This window comes from Streptomyces sp. NH27 (genome assembly GCF_056859195.1).
The window spans coordinates 1-3392 of the sequence record NZ_JACEGK010000694.1 but is presented as its reverse complement, the minus strand read 5'-3'; the positions used below and the strand labels follow the sequence as shown (position 1 = coordinate 3392).

General features: G+C 70.5%; 2 protein-coding genes and 2 pseudogenes. 2 read left to right on the top strand and 2 right to left on the bottom strand.

Annotation, left to right across the window (positions count from 1 at the left end):
- A pseudogene (locus AC13HU_RS34535) lies at window positions 1-822 on the top strand (transcriptional regulator); the annotation flags it as partial.
- Here the strand turns inward: AC13HU_RS34535 and AC13HU_RS34530 are convergent.
- Window positions 806-1792 (bottom strand): 2'-5' RNA ligase family protein, encoded by a 987-nt coding sequence (locus tag AC13HU_RS34530; RefSeq protein ID WP_483045944.1) that lies wholly within the window; start codon window positions 1790-1792, stop codon window positions 806-808. The pseudogene AC13HU_RS34535 and the gene AC13HU_RS34530 sit on opposite strands and share 17 nt — an antisense overlap.
- Window positions 1793-1875: 83 nt before the next feature.
- A pseudogene (locus AC13HU_RS34525) lies at window positions 1876-2855 on the bottom strand (aldo/keto reductase).
- A 183-nt stretch (window positions 2856-3038) separates the two neighbouring features.
- Between AC13HU_RS34525 and AC13HU_RS34520 the strand changes: the two are divergent.
- Window positions 3039-3392: Lrp/AsnC family transcriptional regulator (locus AC13HU_RS34520; protein ID WP_483045943.1), on the top strand; the 354-nt coding region annotated here is incomplete at its 3' end.

Below are 3392 nucleotides of genomic sequence, written 5' to 3'. Positions count from 1 at the left end.
GATCATCGTGATGGCCGCCCACAGCACGGCCGGGACCAGCAGGCCGCCGGCGCCACCGCGAGCAGCAGCACGGCCGACGCCAAGGAGCCGTCCACCGCCCCGTCCCCGAGCGGGCAGCGCCACACCCCGTCCGCGTCGGCGACCACCACCGGGTTCGCCGGCAAGACCGATACTCCGCAGGGCGGGACCGAGCAGGGCGCGACGGCAAAGCCCACCAGCGGCAGCGCCATCCCGCTCGCGGTCGGCACCCGCCCCTATGTCTACGACAACCCGTGCAGCCAGCACTTCCTCGTCGACAGCGAGCCCGCGTATGTCGGCCCGCCCGCGACCGAGCAGGACGCGCCGCGCTGGGCCGGCGCGTACCGCGCGGTCTCCTCGGACGAGCAGCGGGTCGCTCTCACCGTCCAGGGCACCGGCACGGAGACCGTCGTGCTCGAGGCGCTGCACGTGCGCGCCATCAGCAAAGGCGCGCCGCTCGCCTGGAACGACTTCGCGATGGGGGTCGGCTGCGGTGGCGGCGTCGACACCAAGTCATTCGACATCGACCTGGACAACGGCAGCCCCACGGTCACCGTCAAGAACGGCCAGCGCGACTTCCCGTACAAGGTCAGCGAGTCCGACCCGGAGGTCTTCTACGTCACCGCCCACACCAAGGCGCACGACGTCCGCTGGGACCTGAGCCTGGACTGGTCCAGTGGCAACCGCCACGGCACCGTCCACATCGACGACAACGGCGTCCCTTTCCACACCAGCGCCGACGTCGACCGCCCCGGCTACGACTACCCGTTGGGCGGCAGCGAGTGGATCAAGCGCGACAGCTGACCGGCCCCGCGAGGTCGTACGCGGCCCGGTCCCGCCAGCGTGCGCCGTCCCAGACGATCAGGTGGACCGCGCGGACGTGGCTGGTCAGCGGCAACGACGCGGCGAGTTCGGCCTCGCACGCGTCGTGTGCGGCGCCGGAGTCCGCGGGGTCGTCGCTGACGGCGACCGTCAGATGCGGGCCGAGCCCCGTACCGAAGATCCCGCGGTACGGCCGCGCTTCGGGCCAGCGCAGCGTGAGGTCCTTGGTCAGCGCGATCACGGGGGCGTGCGGCCACGGGTCGAGGTAGAGCACGCCGGGATAGCGGCCGAACTCGCCGAAGGTCAGGGTGAACGCGTCGTGCCCGGCGAACAGCGCGGCCAGTTCACGGTGGGCCTGCGCGTCGATGCGGCTCTCGTGCAGGAACGGGTAGAGCACGGTCACATGTGCGGGGAACCCGACCCGGACCAGCGGGTCGGCCTCGGGGATCTTGATGGTGAGCGCCGTGTCGCCGGGGATGTCCGGCCATCCGTCCGCCTCCTCCTGCGTGCTCTGCATGCTGCTCCCGTCTGCGCGCGACCTGCCCGGCCGGGACCGCGGTGCCCGCGCCCCCCGGGGCCGGTCATGACCTCCCGGTTTCTCCTGGCGGATCGCGACGCCGGCGATCACGGCGGTAACGCCGATGATGTCGCGCCAGGTGGGTATCTGGCCAAACGCGATCAGCCCGATCACGGTGGACGAAGCGGGCAACAGCGCCAGGAGGAAGGCGAAGACGGACCGCGGCAGTCGGACCATGGCCGGTTGGTCGGTGACGCAGGGGATGACGGAGGAGCACACTCCGACGCCGATTCCCCACAGCAGCCAGCGCGGGTGTACGAAGGCGGCGCCGGCGATCCGCAGCCAGGCGACACCGAGGACACCGACCCCCGAGAAGAGCAGGACCGCAAGCGACGGCCCCAGGTAGTGGAAGACCGCGCTGAACAGGATGAACACGGCAGGCGGTGTGCTGGTGGGGACACTCGCCAGCCTTGTGCCGGCCCGGGCGGTGCTCGGCGCGGGGGCCGATCGGCCGGCAGTCACCCGTGTCCCAGGACCGGGTGCGGGCGGTACGGCGCTTCCAACCGCCGTACCTCGGCATCGTCCAGATCCAACTCGACGGCGGCGACCGCGTCGTCCAGGTGCGCGAGCCGGGTCACCCCGACGATCGGCGCGACGACGCCGGGCCTGCCGTGCAGCCATGCCAGGGCGACCTGTGCCGGCGGCACCCCGCGATCCCGCGCCACCTCGACCACCGCGTCGACCACGGTGAAGTCGTCGTCGGTGTAGTGCTCTTCGGCGAGCGGGTCGTTCCGGCCCCGGGCCGTGGTGCGTCCGCCGCCGCGGGTGCGGCTGCCGGTCAGGAACCCGCGGGCGAGCGGGCTGTAGGGCAGCACTCCGACGCCGAGGTCGCGGCAGAGCGGGATCATCTCCCGTTCCTCCTCGCGGTAGGCGAGGTTGTAGAGGTTCTGCATCGACACGAATGTGCTCCACCCGCGGGCCCGGGCGGTGTACTGCGCCTTGGCGAACTGCCACGCATACATGCTGGACGCCCCCAAATAGCGCACCTTTCCCGCCCGCACGAGTTCATCGAGGGCGCACATCGTCTCCTCGATCGGGGTCGCGTCGTCCCATCGGTGAATCTGGTACAGGTCGATATGGTCGGCGCCCAGCCGGCGCAGCAAGGCGTCCACGGCAGCGTGCAGATGCTTGCGGGACAGGCCGCGCGACGTCGGCGCGTCGCCCATCGGGAAGTACACCTTCGTCGCGAGGACGTAGTCGTCACAGGAACCGAAGACCTTGCGCAGCAGACTGCCGGTAACCTCCTCGCTGCGCCCTGGTCGTACATGTCCGCGGTGTCGAAGAACGTCACGCCCGTCTCGGCCGCCACCCGGACCAGGGGAAACGCCGCGTCGGCGTCCAGATGCCAGGCGCGGCGCGAGGTGTCGCCATAGCTCATCATCCCCAGCCCGACCCGCGACACGACCAGGCCGGACGACCCGACGCGCGAATACCGCATATTTCCCCCTGTCCCGCCGAAATGGCGCCGCATTGCCGTTTGCCACCTTTACCGTCCGACTATCGTCCTCTGCACCGGGCTTCCGTTGAAGCCGATATCGAAGCCCAAGGAGCGAATGTGCCTGGAAAGTCCAAGAAGAGGAGGCGGATTTCCTTTGGTGAGCCGCACCCCGCGCTGGACGAGATGAACGTCAGGCTCCTCACCGAACTGCACCGCAACCCGCGCCTGTCCATGTCCGCCCTCGCCCGCATCGTCGGCATGTCGGCGCCCGCCGTCACCGACCGGGTGCGCCGGCTGGAGGAAGACGGCGTCATCACCGGCTTCCGCATGGTCGTCGACCCGGCTGCGCTCGGCCTGCCGGTCACCGCCGTCGTACGAGTAAGGCCCGGCCCCGGCCAGTTGCCCAACCTGATGGCCCTCGCGGCCGACCACGAACAGGTCAGCGAATGCCACCGGCTCACCGGCGAGGACTGCCTGCTGCTGAAGATCCACACCGCGACCATCGACGGGCTGGATGCCGTCCTCGACGAGTTCCTC